Source organism: Candidatus Enterococcus moelleringii, assembly GCF_017377575.1.
Lineage (GTDB): Bacteria > Bacillota > Bacilli > Lactobacillales > Enterococcaceae > Enterococcus_A > Enterococcus_A moelleringii.
In genome coordinates this window covers 223,519-243,301 of the sequence record NZ_JAFREM010000004.1, presented here as the reverse complement: position 1 = coordinate 243,301, position 19,783 = coordinate 223,519, and the positions used below count along the sequence as shown (strand labels likewise).

Genomic DNA, 19,783 nt, shown 5'->3' with positions numbered 1-19,783 from the left:
GTAGGGGAGTTATTGACGATGAAAATATCGAAACGTATTCAGAATCTAGAACCATCCGTAACATTAGCAGCAACTGCGAAAGTAAGAGAATTGAAAGCACAAGGACACAATGTGATTGGCTTGACCGTGGGCGAACCGGACTTCACTACACCGGATAATATTGAGCAGGCAGCGATCGAAGCCATTAAAAGCGGAGCAGTCAGCTTTTATACTGCAGCCGGCGGGATTCCTGAATTGAAGGAGGCCATCATTCAAGTAACCAAAAGAGATTATGAGATCGATGTGAAGCCAAATCAGGTGATCGTAACCAGTGGCGCGAAGTTTGCTCTATATGCATTATTCCAAACAATTTTGGATAAGGGTGATGAAGTAATTATCCCAACTCCTTACTGGGTCAGCTATGGGGAACAAGTGAAGCTGGCTGAAGGCGTGCCAGTGTTTGTAGAGACTGTACTAGAAACCGATTATAAGGTAACTGTTGAACAACTAAACGCAGCCTTAACCGACAAAACACAAGCGCTGATGCTAAACTCGCCATCTAATCCAACCGGCATGATCTACAACGAAAAAGAATTGCGGGCAATTGGCGAATGGGCTGTGGAAAATGATGTCTTGATCATTTCTGATGATATTTATGCACGTCTGGTTTATAATGGCAAACATGCGCCATACATGGCGGCGATATCTGACGAGATTGCCCGTCAAACCATTATCATCAACGGAGTGTCTAAAACCTTCGCTATGACCGGCTGGCGTATTGGCTATGCCATCGGCAACGCGGAAATTATTAAAGGAATGACGGATATTGTTTCGCAATCTACCAGCAACCCAACGGCTGTCAGCCAAGTAGCTTCAGTCGAGGCTTTGTTAGGCGACCAGTCAACAGTTAGAGAAATGCGGATCGCTTTTGAAGAACGCTTGAATACCATCTATCCAAAAGTGGCTGCTCTACCAGGTGTCACTTTGAAGAAACCGCAAGGCGCTTTTTACCTGTTCCCTAACGTAAAAGGAGCCATGGAAATGGGCGGCTACGACAATGTAACCACTTGGGTCAACGATCTATTGGAACAAGAGCATGTTGCGCTAGTTACTGGTGAAGGCTTCGGCGCACCAGAAAATGTCCGCATGAGTTATTCAAGCAGTATGGAAGATCTGGAAGAAGCAGTGGTTCGTATCCGACGTTTCATCGAAAATAGTCAAAAGTAAGAAAGACGGTTCGGGATAAAAGATAGGAGAGACAATTGTGAAACAGATTCAAATTATTGATGCCAAAAACCATGTTGGCGAGACCGTGAAAATTGGTGCTTGGGTGGCAAACAAACGCTCCAGCGGAAAGATTTCATTCCTGCAGCTTCGTGACGGAACGGCTTATTTCCAAGCAGTTGTTGTTAAAAACGAAGTCGGCGAAGAAATTTTCCAACTTGCTAAAGACTTAACCCAAGAAACCTCTATTTGGGTAACGGGAGAAATCCGTGAAGATGCCCGCTCCAAATTTGGTTATGAGTTAGGTGTCAAAACAATTGAAGTCGTTGGCGAAAGTCATGACTATCCAATCACACCGAAAGAACACGGCGTCGATTTCTTAATGGATCATCGTCACTTATGGCTGCGTTCATCACAACAGCACGCAATCATGTTGATTCGCAATGAAATTATCCGGGCAACCTATGAATTCTTTAACAACAACGGGTTTGTCAAAATTGATCCACCTATCTTAACTGGATCAGCACCAGAAGGCACGACTGATTTATTTGAAACCAACTATTTTGATCAAAAGGCGTACTTGTCACAAAGCGGTCAGTTGTATATGGAAGCTGCGGCAATGGCGTTAGGCAAAGTTTTCTCATTCGGGCCAACCTTCCGGGCTGAGAAATCTAAAACCCGTCGTCACTTGATCGAATTCTGGATGATCGAACCAGAAATGGCCTTCATGCATCAAGAAGAAAGCTTGGAAGTGCAAGAGCAATACGTGGCTTACTTAGTTCAAAGTGTTCTAGACAACTGTGAATACTCACTAGATGTTCTAGGCCGTGATAAAGAAGTCTTGAAACGTTATACGCAATTGCCTTACCCACGGATTTCTTATGATGATGCTGTTACCTTATTAAAGGAAAACGATTTTGATGATATCGAATGGGGCGATGATTTTGGTTCACCCCACGAAACCTTTATCGCTAATTCCTTTGATCGTCCAGTCTTTATCTTGAACTATCCAAAAGCGATCAAACCGTTCTACATGAAACCACATCCAACTCGTGAAGATTTGGTCATCTGTGCGGACATGATTGCACCAGAAGGTTATGGCGAAATCATTGGTGGTTCTGAACGGGCAACGGATTATGAATACTTGTTGGAACAAATCCGGGAAGCTGGCTTAGACGAAGAAGAATATTCTTGGTATCTAGACCTGCGCAAATACGGCAGTGTGCCTCACTCAGGCTTCGGTCTTGGATTGGAACGTACGATTACTTTCCTTGCAGGCATCGAACATGTCCGAGAATCAAGTCCATTCCCACGTTTGCTGAACCGTATTTATCCATAAGACAACTGAATTAACTGAGCGGCTAGATGTTTTTATCTAGTCGCTTTTTTGATGAATAGATAAAGTACATGAAGCCTATCTGTACTAAGAAAAGCAGACAAAAAAAGAGCTGGATCGCTTTTTTGCGATCCAGCTCTAACTATTTACAATGCAACGGAGTTCAATTCATCCATTTCTTTTACAATACATAACAGTGCGGCATCCAAATGCTGCTCAATCTGCAACTTTAACTGATTTTCGCTTCTTTGTTTCATGCAGCAGAAAATCTTTCGATGGTCCTCGATGGCATCTTTTCTTCTTTGCTGGGAATGTGCAGACAAATCTCTGAAGTAGGACAAATAATTTTGGATATTTATCATAGTATCCTTTAGCCGAATGATCTGACTCTTCTCGTAAATAAACTCATTAAATTCAGTGAAAAGCTCAGCTAGCCGATCAGGTTGTCGGCTCATACGGATGAGGATTTGTTCCAACTCGTCAAATTCTTCATCTGTCATTTTGTACATAGCCGTGACGGCGGCTAAACAATCCAGCGATTTTCTAATGGCAAAAATTTCGTAAGCATCTTTTCTCGTGATGCCCCTTACGATCATGCCTTTTCCGGGAGAGTGCTCCAACAACCGCTCCTTGTGCAGTTTTTGCAAGGCAAAGCGGAGGGTTGTTCTGCTGATTCTGACCTTGTCAGAAAGAACCGATTCGTTAATGCGGGTACCAGCAGGGATTTCTCCATTAAGAATGGTTGTTCGTAAAGCAGTATAAACAGCAACTTTCAATGGTGTTCTACCGGTAAAATCTAAATTTAAGGCGACAGTTTCAGCAATATCAAAATCGGGTGTCTGTTTGATTAAGGTAAGTTCCACTCATTGTCCTCCTCGTCACATAAAAATTTAGCGGATTTTATTTCGTAAAACCATTGGCAGAATTCCTTTGTTACGGTAGTAGTTAATCTCAGTTTGCGATTCAAAACGAGCAGTTGCTTGGAATTCAGTAACCTTGCCTTCAGGATCAGTTGCTCGAACTTGAACTAGGGAATTTGGTTCAAGTTCATTGTCGATAGCAAAGTCAAAGCTTTCTTCACCAGTTAACCCTAAGCTGTCAGCGTCTTGACCTTCCAAGAATTGTAAAGGCAGAACCCCCATCATTAATAAGTTGGAACGGTGAATCCGTTCAAAGCTCTTAGCAATAACCGTTTTTACTCCTAATAAATGAACCCCTTTGGCAGCCCAGTCACGGGAAGAACCCATACCGTAATCATTGCCAGCCAGGATAAGCAATCCAGTGTTATCTGCAATGTATTTGTTGCTGGCATCATAGATCGGCATGATCTCACCAGTTGGCAAGTATTTTGTATAGCCGCCTTCTTTGCCATCTGCCAGTTCATTACGCAAACGAATATTGTTCAAGGTTCCTCGTACCATTACCTCATGGTTTCCGCGACGACTGCCATAAGAATTGAAGGCTTGCGGACGCACGTTGTGTTCGGTTAAATAAAGACCAGCTGGTGACTTCATAGGAATAGCCCCAACAGGTGACAGGTGATCGGTAGTAATTGAATCACCTAACTTAGCCAACACCCGCTGTCTAGTTAATCCTTGAATTGGTTTTATTTCTGACTCGAAGCCGTCAAAGTATGGTGGGTTAGCAATATAAGTTGATTCAGGGTCCCATTCATAAGTTGTCGTCGGCGTGATTTCAATTTCATTCCAATGCTGATTTGAAGTGAACACTGAGCCGTATTCTTCTTTGTACAAGTCAGTTCTCACATATTGGCTCACTAGCTGTTCAACTTCTTCATTGCTAGGCATAATATCCTTCAAGTAAATCGATTCGCCCGCTTCATTATAGCCTAGTGCTTCAGTCGTTAAATCAACCTGGACATTCCCAGCTAAAGCATAAGCAATCACCAAATGAGGTGCTGCTAAGTAGCCCGCTTTTACGTCTGCATGAATCCGACCTTCAAAGTTGCGGTTTCCACTTAGAACAGCTGAAACTAATAGGTTCTCATCTTGAATCGTCTTACTGATGGCTGGATCTAATGGACCAGAATTCCCCACACAGGTCATACAGCCGTAGCCGATCACGTCAAAGCCTAGCTGTTCTAAATAAGGCAGCAAGCCAGCATCTTCAAAGTAACGAGTAGCCACTTTTGAACCAGGAGATAGGGAAGTTTTCACATAGCGTTTTACCTTTAAGCCTTTTTCAACGGCATTTTTAGCTAACAAACCAGCACTTAACATAATGAATGGATTGCTGGTATTAGTACAGCTGGTAATTGAAGCGATAACGACCGCACCCGTTTCAATCGTCTCAGTTGTTCCGTCTTCGTATTGAATAGTCGCTTGTTTCTGCGCTTCTTCTGGTTGCAAACCATAACCGCTGTTCCCGTTAGGCAACGAAAGTGAATCAATGAAGCCTTGTTTAACTTTAGATAAAGGAACTAAATCCTGTGGACGTTTCGGTCCAGCCAGACTAGGTTCAATTTCTGATAAGTTCAACTCAATGACATCAGTGTAGTCCGCTTCATTTTCAGCGTCATAGTAAAATTGATTTTCTTTTACGTAGGCTTCAATGACAGCTTGCTGAGCAGCATCTCTTCCGCTAAAGGCCAAGTAATTCAACGTTTCTTGATCGATTGGGAAGAAGCCGCAAGTTGCGCCATATTCCGGTGCCATGTTGGCTACCACTGAACGATCCGATACAGTTAAGTGAGCCAGACCTTCGCCGAAGTATTCGACAAACTTTCCGACAACATTTTTTTCTCGTAAAATCTTCGTCAAAGTTAAAGCCAAATCAGTAGCAGTTGCACCATTTTTCAGACGGCCTGTTAAACGAACCCCAATGACATCTGGTGTTGTTAAGTAACATGGCTGACCAAGCATTCCAGCTTCAGCTTCGATCCCGCCGACACCCCAACCTAATACACCCAACGCGTTAATCATTGTTGTATGAGAATCTGTTCCTACTAAAGTATCTGGGAATAACAGTTTTTCTTCTCCAGCGTCCCGTTCGGTTACGACATCTGCTAAGTATTCCAGGTTTACTTGGTGGACAATTCCGGTAGCTGGAGGGACAACCCGGAAGGAATCAAAGGATTGCTCCGCCCATTTGAAGAAGCGATAGCGTTCCATGTTGCGTTTGAATTCCAACTCTTCATTTTTTTGAAATGCTGCTGTTGATCCAGCAAAATCCACCTGAACAGAATGGTCAATGACCAAATCAACCGGAATTTCCGGATTAATGACATTAGGATCTTTGCCTAAATCTTTTACTGCTTTGCGAAGAGAAGCCAAGTCGACAATTGCAGCTCCACCAGTTAAATCTTGCAGAATTACTCGTCCTGGTTTAAAGGGGATTTCTGATTTTTCAGCTCCTGGCAGGTTCCAGTTTAATAAGTGGGGGATGGCTTCCTCACTTTCAGCTGTTTGCTGGCGTAAGATGTTTTCCAGCAATATTCGAATCGAATAAGGCAGACGAGCAAGGTCGCTGCCGGTTTTTTGGCTCAGCTCGTTTAAACTAAAGTAGCTGTATTCCTGATTTTCAATCGTTAATTTCTTTTTCATGTGGAAGCCTCCGTAATTTAGTGTTGTTTAAAAATGAAAATGCTTTATGATTTAAGTAGTAGAAATTGTCGGAAAGGATTGTTTATCTATGGAGATAAAGGATTTCGAATACATTCGTGCCATTGTAGAACACAAAAATTTGACCAAAGCCGCCGAGTTTTTGTTCATCACACAGCCTTCTTTAAGCATGTATATTAAAAATATGGAAGAGCGTTTAGGCTTCCAAGTTTTTCAAGTGATTGGCAAAAAATTTACTCTAACAACGTTGGGAGAAGTTTATCTCGAAACCGGGATGAAAATCCTAGAGTTAAAAGACAATTTTCAAAGTACGCTGGAAACGATGCAGGAAAAGCGCTATGGTAAAATCCGCTTAGCCATTCCGTTGCTGAGGAGCTCTTATTTGCTGCCGGAAATTTTGCCTAAGTTTAATGCCCTTTACCCGAACGTCCAGATTGAATTGTTTGAAGACGCCTCAGTGACTCTTGAGAAAAAGATTCAAGATGGTCAAGCAGACGTCATTATTATGAATAAACCAGATCGTGTTTTAAATATGGACTACGAAATTGTTCGCAAGGAAGAAATTTTATTGGCTGTTCCTCAAGGGCTGCTTGAAGGATATTCGCTGCCGGAAAAAGAGCAGGAAAAGTATCCGTATTTTGATCTAAGAACCCTCGAGGATCAGCGCTTTATTTTGCATTTTCCTAATCAACGGACAGGACAAATGGCTGAGAAGATTTTTCGGTACTATCAAATGAAACCTAAAAATGTTTTTTATACGCGGAACATTGAAACGGCTCTAAATTTAACCGTGGCCGGATACGGGATATCCTTTGTTTATGAGAACCACGTGGACCACTTAAATCTGAAGGAGCAGCCGTTGTTCTTTTCTATTAGTCAGCCCAACACCAGTCTGTTTGCTTCAGAAGTTCTGATCGGCTATCGTAAAAACCGGGTGCTGCCACCGTACACTCGCGACTTTATTGAACTGTGCAAAACCTTAATTTAAGAAAGGCAAAGGAATGGCACCAGTTAAAATTGCGATTATCAATTGAATGAAGTAGCTGGGAATACCCCATTTCAGGTATTCCTTTTGGTAGTCGGCGAAGTTTACTTCGGTTCGATCTACCAATACATAAAGGAAAGCAACCAACGGGCTGGCAAAACGTACCGCCTGTCCAATCAGCGAAGCTACCCCGATATTGACAGGTGAGGCACCAAAGCTGTAAGCAATTGGCGCGATAACCGGCAAGATACCAAAGTAGAAGGCATCATTTGGCAGGAAGAACAATCCCGGCAGTGAAATCAGCGCTAACAGTAATGGAATATAGCCGCCCATGTTTTCTGGTAAAAGAGACACGATATGTTCAGCAATACCAGCACTCATGCCGCTGCCGTTTAACACACCCATAATAACACCGGCTCCGAAAACTAGGCTGACTGGCCCAAGTGCTTCAGCACCATTGGCAGTAAGTCGTTTTGCCTGAAGCCCAGGATCTTTGTAGTTCACAATCAGGGCGATACTGGTACCAACAAGGAACAGCATGCCGCCGTTGACGATATCTAAGATTAACAAAGCCATAATTAAAACCGTTAAAACAAAGTTGAACAATAGCAGTTTCGGACGTTTCAAATTTTCTGGATCATCATCTAAGGAAACCATAATTGCCTCTAAGTCAGATTCAGTAATAATACTTTTACCATCAACACAACCTAAACGTACGCGTTCTTTCTTTCCGTAATAGTAAGCCATGTAAACGGTTAAGATCATGGCGCCGATCATACCAGGAATTAATGGAACGAAAAATTCTTTAGGACCAATATTCAACACCGGCATAGCTCGTGCCATCGGACCGCTCCATGGGACAAGGTTCATGATTGAGTTTGGAATAGCAATCAGTACAGCTAGATACAGCTGACGCATTTTCATTTTCTTAAACAGCGACAAAACAGCAGCAGTGATGATTAAAACAGTCGTTGTGCCATCACCATCTAAAGAGACGATCATGGAGATCGCAGCTGTTGCCAGACATAGTCGCAAAGGATCACCTTTGGCCCATTTAATCAATACCTTGCTCAATGGATCGAAAAGACCAACATCCAGCATGATAGAGAAGTACAAAATCGCAAACAGCAGCAAAGTGATTGTCGGTGCTACCCCAGATTTCACACCATCACCAACAACTTGGTAATACAAACCTTCGTAAATCCAATCAAACACATTTAAAAATGATTGCCCTGTATAACCGGCTACAATAAACCCAAAGGCCAGCGGTACAAGAATCAACCCCGCAAAGGGTGAAATTTTCTTAGAAAGCAGTAAAATCATAAAAACAATAACCATCAAATATCCCAATAATGCTAACATGCTTACTCATCTCCTTTTTTTAGTTGCCTTTTAAAAATACAGTTCCTGTCAAAATTTTTCGTGCAGTTCTATAGGAAGAAATAGAGTGAATCTTCACTTCGTTTTTCGCTGATGTTGAAGAATTAATCGTTGTTTCAATTAAGCCGTCACCATGACCAAAAGTTAAATTCGCTTGTTCGGCTAACGCTTCGCCTTGGTTCAACAGACGATTAGGAATGGTGTTTGGTACTGCACAAGCAGCTGCTGAACATAATGCCCCAGTTAATGCGATCGTCTTATGGGCCTTTTGCATACTCATCATGCGAACGGCTAAATCATAGCTGTCGCCTTTAACCTCAGTTCCGCTGACTGTTTGATAATCACTAGCAGGACTGACTAAAGTAAGTTTAGGAACCCCAGGTGACTCTTTGGCACTTTGGGTAACATCACTGATAAAGCCCAGTTTAACTGCGGCTTCTCCGCGAATTTTTTCCAAAGTGTCCAAGAATTCTTGACTGCTGTCGATCTCTGAAGCACTTTCATTACCTTTTAAACCGACCTTTTCAGCCTCTACAAACACGAGAGGGTTGGCTGCATCTACAATAGATACTTCGATTTCTCCAAAGCCGTCTACTGATAAAACATCCACCGCATTACCAGTTGGCAGAAGTTTTCCTGTCATGGAACCAGCCGGGTCAATAAATTCTAACTCAATTTTTAGTCCAGTACCAGGTACGCCGGAAATTTGGAAGTCTCCTTCATAAGTTAACTTGCCCCCAGGTGTAGGAATGTGTTCGAAAATGACTTTTTTAGTATTCGTGTTGTAAACCTTAACTGTTGTTACTGGATCTGCAATGTCGACTAAATCGCTTTCAATTGCGAAAATACCGACCGCCGAAGAAATGTTCCCGCAATTGCCTGCATAAGAAACTACTGACTTATCAATCGCTACTTGGGCAAATGTATAATTTACGTCCCATGCTTCTTTCTCTTCTTTGGAAATGATTGCTACCTTACTGGTTGTGGAGACCGCACCGCCTAAGCCATCAATTTGCCTGACATCCGGACTGCCCATAATGCTTAATAAATTATCGTCTTGGTTTCCAGATAATTGCTCTAACTCTTCTTTGAATAAAAAAACACCTTTACTTGTACCGCCTCGATAAATGCTGCAGTTTAGTTCTTTCAAGTCTATCATTCCTTTCTGGCTCAATTATAGGTCAAGAGGGTTCTAAAAGTACAATCAATGTTTTTTATAATAACCATCAGTGATAACTATTATCAATCGTTTCAGAAGGAGTATTCTATTTTTTGTTATTCAATTTAAAAATTTGATAACATTTCGCTTAGTATAATTTGAAATCTATAGGAACCTATGAAGTGAATCCGTTCTTTAATAGAAGGGGACAAAAAAACTGTATCCGCTATCTTTTTGCTGGGGTGTCAAATGATCTATAACAATCTGTTATTATATCGTTTTCTTATTAGCATCAAACCTCTTATTATTTGCCCGTAGTATAGGGGATATTTTACTGGAAGATTAATAATAAACACTGAATTACCGCCGAGATTATTCGGTTGGCTGCACTGTCAGAACGGATTCACATGCGCAGAAACCAAGGCAACATAATAGGCTGTTTGTGCTCGACGTTCTGAAGCTATAGAAAACTGCTGTTATGTTTGTTGTTTGAATACTGGAGAGATGATCTATAAAGCTGAGTCAATGTTCCCTAAATGAAGGTTCTTTAAAAAGATGGAGAGTGAAGCTGACTTAATATTCTGACTTAAAGCAAAACACGAACATTATCAATATGGCTTAATAATTGATTGAACTATCGGGACAAATGGGTCTCTTTTTTTGACCAATATCTCGCAGATTGCTGCATTATTTTGAAATTATAGTTCTGAAAGCATTTTAATTCGCAAATTTATATTGTTCCTAGCGGAAAATTCGTATATACTACAGCTATGTTAAAAACGAACAAGGAGTTTAAAATGAAGAAAAATGTTCCTTATTTGATCCTTTTACCTGGATTCGTACTATTGGTGTTCTTTTTGATCCTTCCTTTAGTAGCAAGTATTTTTCCTAGCTTTTTGCCTGAAAATGGCGGCCTTAGCAATTATGCATCTTTTTTCCAAGATGAGTACAACCGGGGGATTTTCTGGCGTACCATCCGTGTGTCAAGTATTGTTACAATCGTGTCATTGATTTTTGGGATTCCCACTGCTTATTTCATTGCTGGATTAAGTAAAAAATGGCGGGGGATTTTGATGGCGATGACGTTATTCCCATTATTGACCAATTCGGTTATCCGTAGTTTTGCCTGGATCAATATTTTAGGGAAAAATGGTGTGTTGAACAGCTTATTGCTGAAAACTGGCTTGCTGGAACAACCACTAAACCTGCTGTACACAGAGTTTGCCATCATTATCGGCTCGGTGTATTTATTTTTGCCTACGATGGTGATGACCTTAGTGGGTGTGATGGAAAATATCGAAGGCGAGATGCTGGAAGCAGCAGAAACGCTAGGAGCTTCGCCCTTCACAGCATTCATGAAAATTGTTTTGCCTCTGTCGATTCCTGGAGCGATTGTGGGAAGTATTTTAGTCTTCACGGGAACCTTAACTGCTTATACTACTCCGCAATTATTGGGGGGGAATCAGAAAATGCTGATGTCTACCTTCTTGTATCAACGGGCGGCAACGTTGGGAGACTGGAATGGTGTAGCTGTGATTGCCTTGATTATGATTGTTACGACCTTAATTGTCATGAAGGTCTTGAATTTCATTGCTAAAAAAGTGGACAGGAGAGAGTTTGATAATGCGTAAACAAAAAGGAATGACCATCATTGCGATTCTCGTATTCGCATTCTTATTCTTACCGTTGGTGTTAATTGCCATCACTTCTTTTGGGACGGCAGCTGCTATCCAGTTTCCGATTCAAGGTTTTACCTTGGATTGGTATGCCAATGCTCTTTCTAACGATTCAATTATGGAAAGCTTCAAGCTAAGTTTGCTGATTGGCGTCTTGGCGACCGTCTTGGCGTTACTTGTAGGTGTTCCGGCTTCATATGCTTTAGCGCGTTTCCCGATGAAGGGACGCAGCTTGATTAAGAGCTTTTTCTTGTCGCCAACCGTGATTCCTGGGATTGTCGTTGGTTACACATTGTTCCAATTTATCGTGGTTTCGCTAGGATTGCCAGTATTCCAAGGTTTATTAATGGGACACTTTTTAATTAGCTTACCTTACATTATTCGGGTAGTCGGCTCTAGTATGGAGCAATTGGATTATTCAATGGAAGAAGTTGCTTGGACACTAGGCTGTACGCGATTAAGAGCCTTTGTTCAAATCGTCTTGCCAAATGTTTCGTCAGGTATTTTTGCCTCATTCATGTTAGCTTTTGTCAATTCCTTCAATAATGTACCAGTTTCGATGTTCTTGTCTGGACCGGGCGTGACTATGCTGCCAACATCATTATTGAGCTATATGGAATATAACTATGATCCAACGGTTTCAGCGATTTCAGTTATGCTGATGCTGCTGACGATTGGTTTAATGTTCTTGATTGAACGGACGTTAGGGTTAGCATCGATTGTTTAGCCAGATGGTAGGCGTATGAAAATCGAATTAATGAGATAGCCGCAAGTAAACTTAGAATAAACGAGGAGCGAAGGATTGTGTCATTTGTAGAATTAAGCGACATTCGCGTCAGCTATGACGGCAAGCTAGATATTTTAAAAGATTTGAACATCTCTATGGAAAAGGGCGAACTAGTTTCCTTATTAGGTCCCAGTGGCTGTGGTAAAACCACCACCTTGCGAGTAATCGCCGGCTTAATCCAGCCAAACGATGGAGATTTTATTTTAGATCAAGAAAATTTGACGAAGGTGCCTGTGCACAAACGGAATTTCGGCATGGTTTTCCAAAGCTATGCGTTATTCCCCCATTTAACAATTGCTGAAAATGTGGCCTTCGGTTTGAAGCTGCGTAAAGAGCAAAAAGAAGTGCTGGATCAAAAAGTGGCTGACATGCTAAAAATTTGCGGATTGGAAAATTTAGGGGATCGTTATCCGAAACAATTATCTGGCGGACAACGTCAACGGGTTGCTTTGGCGCGAGCACTAATTATTGAACCAAAGCTGCTATTATTAGATGAACCATTAAGTAACTTGGATGCGAAATTGCGGGTAGCAATGCGTATCGAGATCAAACGAATTCAGCGTCAATTAGGAATTACCACCGTTTTTGTTACTCACGATCAGGAAGAGTGTTTCTCAATTTCTGACAAGGTAGCAATTATGAATGGCGGAGTCATCGAGCAATACGATACACCAGAAAACATTTATCGTTTGCCAAAAACACAATTTGTCGCACATTTCATCGGATTTGAAAACTTTTTTGAAGTAACGAAGAATACGGATGGCACTTACACAACTGTGGATGGATCAGTCGTTTCCAGTACGTTGCCCCATGGTACTGCGGAAAAAGCTACGGCGACAATTCGTCCAGAGGATATTGAAATTACAGCTGATGGCCCGATTAAAGGGAAAGTCAACGTGCGTACCTTCTTAGGCAAGAGCCATCAATACGAAGTAGAGTCATCATTAGGCAAGCTGCTGGTAAACGGCAGCGACCAACAAGTGTTTCAAACAGGGGACAGCATTTCATTGAGTTTCCCTGCTGAAAAATTAGTGATTTTAGAAAAATAAAAGGAGCTAACAGGATGAAGAAGAAATTTTTATTGGGCATGGTGGCAGTAACAAGTTTGGCTTTGGCAGCGTGCGGCAACAGTGCGGCCAACAATGGTGGAGGCAGTACTGGAAGTTCAGATGACAACAGCGCAAGTACCGGCAGCAAATCATTAGTTGTTTCAACTTTTGGTTTAAGTGAAGATATCGTGAAGAAAGATATCATGGATCCATTCTCAAAAGCAAATGACGCAAAGGTTACTTTGGAAGTCGGCAACAGTGCAGATCGTTTTACTAAATTGAAAAACAATCCTAACTCAGGCGTTGACGTGATTGAATTGGCACAAAACAATTCAACTGAAGGTAATCAAGATGATATGTTTTTAGAAATTACTGAAGCAGATGTTCCTAATTTGGCTAATTTAACAGATGGTGCCAAAGAAGTATTCGAAAGCGGCGCTGGCGTACCAATCGCGGTAAACAGTATCGGTATCGTTTATGACAAAGAAAAAGTCGGAAAAGAAATCACTAGCTGGGACGATCTTTGGAGTGAAGATTTGAAAGGTAAAATCTCTGTTCCTGACATCACTGTAACTGCAGGTCCGTTGATGCTTTACGTAGCAAGCGATCATGCCGGCAAGGACATTGCCTCTGATAATGGCGAAGCAGCTTTCGAAGCAATGGAAGAATTGAAACCAAATGTCGTGAAAACTTATTCTAAATCATCTGACTTGGCAAACATGTTCCAATCAGGTGAAATCGAAGTAGCCGTAGTAGCTGACTTTGCAGTAGACATTATCAAAGGCGCGGCTGAAAATGTTGAATACGTGGTTCCAGAATCTGGTACTTACGCAAACTACAATACAGTGAACGTTCCAAAAGAAACTAAAAACAAAGACTTGGCCTTAGCCTTCGTGAACCACCGTATCAGCGAAGAATCACAAAAAGCTAAAGCTCTATCATTAAACGAAGGTCCAACTAACAAAGATGTTGAGTTGACTGAAGAAGAAGCAGAAAACAAAACGTACGGTGCAATTGCTGACCGTGCCGAAGCTGTTGACTTCAAGATGATCAACGAAAATCTTCCAACTTGGATCGACCAATGGAACCGGACAATGAATAACTAAATATTCCGAAAAAACAGTTGTGCAGCTTGCAACTGTTTTTTTCTTGGCCTAGTTGCACAAATTCGCTTTGGCAAGCTGGAAGCGTTTTGCTAAAATGAAAGATAATGAAGGGGTTAGGGAAGGAGTGCGGAGATTGATGAAAGACGAGATTCTAACATTTTCAGACAGAGCAGCTTTTCGAACTTGGTTAACTGAAAATGGCACCAAGAGTGAGGGTGTTTGGCTGCTATTCGGTAAAAAAGGTGGACCCAGAACACTTTCAGCCAATGATGCTTTGGAAGAGGCGTTATGCTATGGCTGGATCGATGGACAGATGAAGAAGCTGGATGAACATTCTTACAAGAAATATTTTGCCAGCCGCCGTGCCAAGAGCAATTGGTCGGAGAAGAACAAAAAACTGGTAGAAAAATTGGAGCAGCAAGGAATTATGACCGACTTTGGTCGAAGCAAGATTAAGGAAGCTAAAGAGAATGGTCAGTGGGACAAACCGAAAGCCCCAACTATTACTGAAGAAGATATTGCTATGGTTTCGGCTTTACTGAAAGGAACTGAACCAGCATTTACTAACTTTGAGGCCATGTCGCTTTCCGTGAGAAAAACTTATACGCGAGCCTATCTGGATGCCAAGACCGATGCTGGTCGAGAAAAAAGGCTGGCATGGATGATTGAACGACTGAATCAAAACTTAAAACCAATGTAGAAAAATAGTTTGAAAATGTAGACTTAGTTGAAAAGATAGAGGCTAACTTTTCAATTAAGTCTTTTTGGCTAAATGCTGATAAAAGGCCAAGTTCTCTTTGGCAAGCCTGTTTTGGTTTGTTAAAATGAAGGATAGAAAACGAAGGATTAGAGGTATCAATCATGCAAGTAGATAAGATCATAAAAAATGCACAGGTGTTTCAAACACCGACACGAAGTTTTGTTAAACAGAACGTCGCAATTAAAGGAGACAAGTTTTATTACATCAGCTCTGAGGAGTTGAAGCAGCTTTCTAGTGAGACGATTATTGATGCAGAAAATCAGTATATGATTCCGGGACTGCTGGATATTCATATGCACATTGAAAGCTCCATGACTACACCAACTATTTTTTCAGAGTCCGTTTTACGTTATGGTGTGACGACAGTTGTGGCGGATGCTCATGAGATGGCGAATGTATTTGGTCTTGAAGGCTTGAAGCATTTTATGGCCGCGAAGACTAAACTGGATATTTTTCATGCGATTCCTTCTTCCGTTCCATCCACTACGCCGGAATTGGAAACAACGGGTGGCGTGATCGGTTTGCCGGAGGTTAAGGAATTACTGCAAGATCCGCGGGTGATTTGCTTAGGAGAAGCCATGAACTTTAAAGGCATTGCTTATGAGCCGGATTCATTGATTGCGGAAATTATTGCTTTGTGCAAAAAAGAGCGGCCAACTATGCCGCTGGAAGGGCATATTCCGAAGATTTATGATCAGGAATTAGCGGATTTCTTGTATAGCGGAATCACGTCGGACCATACCCATCAATTTCCTGAGCATTTATTGGATAAAATCCAAGCAGGCTTGTTTATTCAGTTTCAAAATAAATCGATTACGCCGGAAAATATGGCAGTGATTAACGAGCATCAATTGTACGATTTTGCCTGCATTATTACCGATGATGTGATGGCTGATGATTTGCTGGAAGGTCATTTGAATGAAAATCTGAAAAAGGCTGTGGCTAATGGGTTGCCGATGGAACAGGCAATATACATGACGACCTACACACCAGCCCGGCGTATGAGCTTGAACGATCGCGGCATGATCGCACCAGGGCGCGTAGCAGATTTCATTTTACTAGATGATTTGGCAGATTTTACGATTGCGTCTGTCTATAAATCAGGAGAAAAAGTGTTCCAAAAGGGCGACAGCTTCCATCATCCGGAAGTTGTAGAAGCATTTCCATCAGACTATCAAAAGAGTGTCCGCTGTCGTTCGTTAACGAAGGAAGATCTTCAGCTGAAGGTTCAAACCGAGAAAGAACAGGTTCGCTGCAACGTCATTCAAAAGCAAGTGGTTGGCACCTTTACTCAACCGATTGTTAAGGAAATTCCGGTAGTAAACGGCGTTCTTGATTTGGATGCGGCGGATTGCAGTTTGTTATTAGTAATGGAGCGTTATGGTATTAATGGAAACGTGGCTTATGCGTTGATGGATCAGCCAATTAAGGCTAAAGGAGCGATTGCTACGACATGGGCCCACGATCACCATAATTTAATGGTGATGGGGAATGATGAAGCATCGATTTTAGCTGCGCAACATATGCTGTTGGAAATGCAGGGTGGCTATGTTGTTGTAGAAGACGGTGAGGTAACGGCGACTTGTCCGCTGCCGATTGGTGGTATTTTATCGCAAGCACCTGTCATCGAATTAGGCAATGATCTGAAAAAAGTTCGGGCAGCGATGCAAGCTTTAGGCTATGAAAACATGAACGAAATTATGTCTTTCTCTACCTTATCATTGCCGGTTTCACCCGCGATTAAAGTGACCGATAAAGGCATGATGGATACGAAAAATCAAACTTTTTATCCGTTGGTTTTCCCAGAGGATGGAGTTCTGTTAAATGAAGCAGCTGATTAAAAATGTCCATATCCTGACGATGGATTCCGATTGGATAGAGTATAAGGATGGTTATCTTTTAATAGAAGAAAACCGCATCAGTCAGATGGGTGAGATGTCCGATTCATTGCCTTCAGCCGACAAAATTATCGACGGCAAGCAGGGGATTTTGCTTCCGGGAATGATAAATACTCATACCCATACTGGCATGATTCCTTTTCGCTCGTTGGGCGATGATGTGCCAGATCGTTTGAGGCGCTTTCTGTTTCCGTTAGAGCAGGTAATGACGCCTGAGTTAGTACGAGCTTCAGCCGAGTATGCGATGGCGGAGATGCTGCTGAGCGGAGTAACAGCTTTTTGCGATATGTATTATTTTGAAGATGAAGTGGCACAGGCTGCGGAAGCGATGAAGGTTCGTGCTTTGTTAGGGGAAACAATTATCGATATGGCTACCTGTGATGCCGAAAATGCAGCGGAAGCTTTAGCTTACTGTGAGAGCTTCATTCAAAAGTGGCAGAATCACGAAATGATTACCCCAGTGATCGCACCGCATGCACCAAACACTAATGATCAAAAGACGTTGGAAGCCATTGTTGCTTTAAGCCGCAAATACGATGCACCGATTACCATGCACGTTTCGGAAATGACTTACGAGATGGAAGAGTTTGCTGAGCAATATAATCAAACCCCGGTAGCGTTCTTGGAGGAATTGGGTTACTTTGATCAAGAATTCATTATGGCTCATTGTATTTTTATGACGGAAGAAGATATGCAGCTGACACAAAAATATCGGGACAACGTGCGGATTGCTCACTGTATTGGAGCAAATACCAAATCGGCAAAAGGTGTAGCGCCGGTTCGCGGGATGCTGGAACATCAATTGACTGTGGGTCTTGGCACGGACGGACCCAGCAGCGGCAACACATTGGATTTGTTTACCCAGATGCGGATGTTCGCGAACTTCCATAAAACACACTTGGCGGATCGCGGTGCTTTTCCGGCGCGGGAAATTGTTCGTTTGGCGACAGTTGGCGGTGCCAAAACCTTAGGGTTGTTTGATCAAGTTGGTTCATTGGAGATTGGCAAAAAAGCTGATATTATAATAGTAGAAACTAACTCAGCGAACATGTTCCCAATTTTTGATCCTTATTCGGCATTGGTTTATTCTGCCAATGCCAGCAATATTTCAGATGTTTGGGTGAATGGGCAACAGCTAGTAAAGGAAAAGCAATTAGTGCAGGCCGATGTTCAACAAATCAGAGAGACACTTTATCAGCAGATGGATCGCTTCGTTGTGGAAGCTAAACGCAGAGCAGCCGAAATTTAAATGAGGAGGATTATATGGTGGAGCATAAGATTTTTAGTATGAGTGTAGCCAGTGTTTATCCGCATTATGTCACGAAGGCAGAGAAAAAGCAGCGCACACAAGCTGAAGTGGATGAAATTTTCCGCTGGCTGACTGGTTATGGTCAAGAAGATTTAGAAGATCAGTTGGCAAAAAAGGTCGATTTCAGAACATTTTTTGCTGAAGCCCCAGCCATGAATCCTAATCGAAAATTGATTAAAGGTGTCATCTGCGGTGTGCGGGTGGAAGAAATTGAAGAGCCGCTGATGCAGGAAATCCGTTACTTGGATAAGCTGATTGACGAATTGGCTAAGGGAAAGAAAATGGAGAAGATTTTGCGGAAGTAATAGATATAGAAGCGATCCTGTTGAGTTAGGATCGTTTTTTTCGCTATACAGGTTAACTAATTTTGATTAAAAGCCAGGCAATGCCAAATATCGCCACGCATTCAATAATGAATTCTAGCCAGCTATCTTCTTTTTTTAGGAAGGTACCACCGAACTGGTTTTCTTTAGGCAGCATATCTCTTAAAAAAATATTACTCAATAATAAGCCAAAAGTAACGATGTAAAAACCTAGTCCCCACTTAGGTGTAGAAAGCAGGAAGTATAGATACGCAATCAGCAGAGAATCTCCCACAAGTTTAATTCGTCGTATTTCTTTTAGTGTCATTGTCTCCCCACACTCCTTGTTCATTTATTCACTTTTAGTATAGCAGTGTTGCAAAATTAAAAAAAGATCTTCATATATAGCAAAATCTCAAAACTGATATAATTAGAGTATAAAGAAGGTGAGAAAGATGGTTGATGAAACACGTACTAGTGGTGGATTGGATGCAGCAACGCTGAAGTTATTGGCAATTGTAGGTATGACCTTGGATCATATTGCGATTGTCTTTGCTCCACAGCTTTCGTTAGGAGTAAGAACACTTTTTTATGCTTGCGGGGGAATAACATTTCCCATCATGGCGTATTTATTAGTTGAAGGATACAAGCATACGTCGAATGTGAAACGCTATGGGTTGCGGCTGCTGGTATTTGCAATTATTTCTTATGTGCCTTTTGCTTGGGCGATGGGTACTTTCGTATTTAATGTTTTGTTTACACTGCTTTTAGGACTAATTACACTGTATCTATATGATCATATGAATAATCGCATCTTGTTCTGGTTTGTCTTTGTAGGCTTAACCCTATTTTCTGTAGTTATGGATTGGGGTTTAGTGGGTGTGCCGATGGTCTTAATGTATTACATTGTCAGAGGAAACTGGGCTCGCTATATTGTGCCGTTATTGCCGTCGGTCATCTTAATGACGCTGATGTTCTTGGTTTCTGGTGGAGAGCTGACTGTTGCGATTGTGCATTCATTGCCGCAATTGGCGTTTGCCTATGTTGGTGGAGGTCTGAGCGCAATTTTGTTAAAAAATTACAACGGGCTGCGGGGGCGTTCGATGAAGTATCTATTTTATGGCTACTACCCCGCTCATCTGTTAATATTGGCTATAATTCGCGATTTTATTTTATAAGGTGTGTAAAAGCTGTCAGCGATTGGCAGTTTTTTTGTAAGAATTCATGTCTGTCAGGACGATTTCTTATTCAT

General features: G+C 41.8%; 17 protein-coding genes. 12 read left to right on the top strand and 5 right to left on the bottom strand.

Going from position 1 to position 19,783, the window contains the following annotated elements; translation table 11 throughout:
* Positions 1-18: 18 nt before the first annotated feature.
* Together JZO70_RS02945 and asnS are read left to right on the top strand one after the other, a co-directional pair.
* Positions 19-1,206 (top strand): pyridoxal phosphate-dependent aminotransferase, encoded by a 1,188-nt coding sequence (locus JZO70_RS02945; RefSeq protein WP_207672044.1) that lies wholly within the window; start codon positions 19-21, stop codon positions 1,204-1,206.
* Between the two features lie 37 nt (positions 1,207-1,243).
* Positions 1,244-2,542 carry an asparagine--tRNA ligase gene (gene asnS / locus JZO70_RS02940; protein WP_207672043.1) on the top strand — a complete coding sequence of 433 codons (1,299 nt, stop codon included), beginning with the start codon at positions 1,244-1,246 and terminating at the stop codon, positions 2,540-2,542.
* Positions 2,543-2,685: 143 nt separating this feature from the next.
* Here the strand turns inward: asnS and JZO70_RS02935 are convergent, their stop codons facing one another.
* Complete coding sequence (locus JZO70_RS02935; RefSeq protein WP_347565076.1) at positions 2,686-3,402, bottom strand: GntR family transcriptional regulator; 717 nt, start codon at positions 3,400-3,402, stop codon at positions 2,686-2,688.
* A 27-nt stretch (positions 3,403-3,429) separates the two neighbouring features.
* Complete coding sequence (acnA, locus tag JZO70_RS02930; protein ID WP_207672042.1) at positions 3,430-6,102, bottom strand: aconitate hydratase AcnA; 2,673 nt, start codon at positions 6,100-6,102, stop codon at positions 3,430-3,432.
* 88 nt (positions 6,103-6,190) lie between these two features.
* Here acnA and JZO70_RS02925 point away from each other — a divergent pair, with 88 nt between their 5' ends.
* Positions 6,191-7,108 carry a LysR family transcriptional regulator gene (locus JZO70_RS02925; RefSeq protein ID WP_207672041.1) on the top strand — a complete coding sequence of 306 codons (918 nt, stop codon included), beginning with the start codon at positions 6,191-6,193 and terminating at the stop codon, positions 7,106-7,108.
* On the opposite strand, the gene JZO70_RS02920 is transcribed toward JZO70_RS02925, so the two are convergent.
* A complete protein-coding gene (locus tag JZO70_RS02920) occupies positions 7,100-8,467 on the bottom strand; it encodes a CitMHS family transporter (RefSeq protein ID WP_207672040.1) in 1,368 nt (455 codons plus the stop codon). The genes JZO70_RS02925 and JZO70_RS02920 overlap by 9 nt on opposite strands.
* Positions 8,468-8,486: 19 nt before the next feature.
* Entirely contained in the window at positions 8,487-9,635 is a 1,149-nt protein-coding gene (locus JZO70_RS02915; RefSeq protein ID WP_207672039.1) for a 2-methylaconitate cis-trans isomerase PrpF family protein, read from the bottom strand.
* A gap of 806 nt (positions 9,636-10,441) precedes the next feature.
* On the opposite strand from JZO70_RS02915, the gene JZO70_RS02910 reads away from it, so the two are divergent.
* The 8 genes from JZO70_RS02910 to JZO70_RS02875 all read left to right on the top strand — a co-directional run bounded on the left by JZO70_RS02910 (position 10,442) and on the right by JZO70_RS02875 (position 18,534).
* Positions 10,442-11,275: an ABC transporter permease gene (locus tag JZO70_RS02910; protein WP_207672038.1), complete on the top strand. Its 834-nt coding sequence runs from the start codon at positions 10,442-10,444 to the stop codon at positions 11,273-11,275.
* On the top strand, positions 11,268-12,047 hold the full coding sequence (locus JZO70_RS02905; protein ID WP_207672037.1) for an ABC transporter permease: 780 nt from the start codon (positions 11,268-11,270) through the stop codon (positions 12,045-12,047). Before JZO70_RS02910 ends, JZO70_RS02905 begins: the two co-directional genes overlap by 8 nt.
* 77 nt (positions 12,048-12,124) lie before the next feature.
* Positions 12,125-13,156 carry an ATP-binding cassette domain-containing protein gene (locus JZO70_RS02900; RefSeq protein WP_207672036.1) on the top strand — a complete coding sequence of 344 codons (1,032 nt, stop codon included), beginning with the start codon at positions 12,125-12,127 and terminating at the stop codon, positions 13,154-13,156.
* 14 nt (positions 13,157-13,170) lie between these two features.
* Positions 13,171-14,262, top strand: a complete 1,092-nt coding sequence (locus tag JZO70_RS02895; protein WP_207672035.1) for an ABC transporter substrate-binding protein — start codon at positions 13,171-13,173, stop codon at positions 14,260-14,262.
* A 136-nt stretch (positions 14,263-14,398) separates the two neighbouring features.
* Entirely contained in the window at positions 14,399-14,962 is a 564-nt protein-coding gene (locus JZO70_RS02890) for a YdeI/OmpD-associated family protein (RefSeq protein WP_207672034.1), read from the top strand.
* Positions 14,963-15,123: 161 nt separating this feature from the next.
* Positions 15,124-16,863, top strand: coding sequence for an adenine deaminase C-terminal domain-containing protein (locus tag JZO70_RS02885; RefSeq protein ID WP_207672033.1), 1,740 nt, complete (start codon positions 15,124-15,126; stop codon positions 16,861-16,863).
* A complete protein-coding gene (locus JZO70_RS02880; RefSeq protein ID WP_207672032.1) occupies positions 16,847-18,169 on the top strand; it encodes an amidohydrolase in 1,323 nt (440 codons plus the stop codon). Before JZO70_RS02885 ends, JZO70_RS02880 begins: the two co-directional genes overlap by 17 nt.
* A 14-nt stretch (positions 18,170-18,183) precedes the next feature.
* Positions 18,184-18,534, top strand: a complete 351-nt coding sequence (locus JZO70_RS02875) for a DUF2200 domain-containing protein (RefSeq protein WP_207672031.1) — start codon at positions 18,184-18,186, stop codon at positions 18,532-18,534.
* Between the two features lie 52 nt (positions 18,535-18,586).
* On the opposite strand, the gene JZO70_RS02870 is transcribed toward JZO70_RS02875, so the two are convergent.
* On the bottom strand, positions 18,587-18,859 hold the full coding sequence (locus JZO70_RS02870; RefSeq protein WP_207672030.1) for a hypothetical protein: 273 nt from the start codon (positions 18,857-18,859) through the stop codon (positions 18,587-18,589).
* A gap of 127 nt (positions 18,860-18,986) precedes the next feature.
* Here JZO70_RS02870 and JZO70_RS02865 point away from each other — a divergent pair, with 127 nt between their 5' ends.
* Positions 18,987-19,709, top strand: a complete 723-nt coding sequence (locus JZO70_RS02865; protein WP_207672029.1) for a TraX family protein — start codon at positions 18,987-18,989, stop codon at positions 19,707-19,709.
* The last annotated feature ends 74 nt before the right edge of the window (positions 19,710-19,783 follow it).